Below are 385 nucleotides of genomic sequence, written 5' to 3' on the forward strand. Positions count from 1 at the left end.
GAGTTGGGCCAAAACGACGCCAACAACCCCAATCTGGCAATTGCCAGCTTATTGTGTGAAGTTGCAGGCGCCGATCATCAAATCGATGAGCGCGAGCAAGCGGTCAAACGCCATTTGCTCAAGCGCCTGCTCAATTTAAGCGATGACGAAGTGGAAAGTTTGCTCACTCAGGCGCAAAGTGGTGTTGCTCAAGCCGCCTCGTTGTATGAGTTCACATCACAGTTGGGAGAGCTTTCGCAAGAGACGCGTTTTGCGCTAATCAAAGGCATGTGGGAGGTGGCGCACGCCGATGGTGAGATTGACCCAATGGAAGATGCCGTGATTCGTAAAACCGCTGAGCGACTATATGTGGATCACCGCGAGTTTATCCGCGCAAAACTGCAAG

Annotated in this window: 1 protein-coding gene; it reads left to right on the top strand. The window is 52.2% G+C overall.

Annotation, left to right across the window (positions count from 1 at the left end):
• Window positions 1–3 precede the first annotated feature (3 nt).
• Window positions 4–385, top strand: a 382-nt coding sequence (locus UF05_RS08850; protein ID WP_082063996.1) for a tellurite resistance TerB family protein, incomplete at its 3' end; no start/stop codon positions are given.

Source organism: Vibrio sp. S457-15, from assembly GCF_000960545.1.
GTDB classification, from domain to species: Bacteria; Pseudomonadota; Gammaproteobacteria; order Enterobacterales; family Vibrionaceae; genus Vibrio; species Vibrio parahaemolyticus.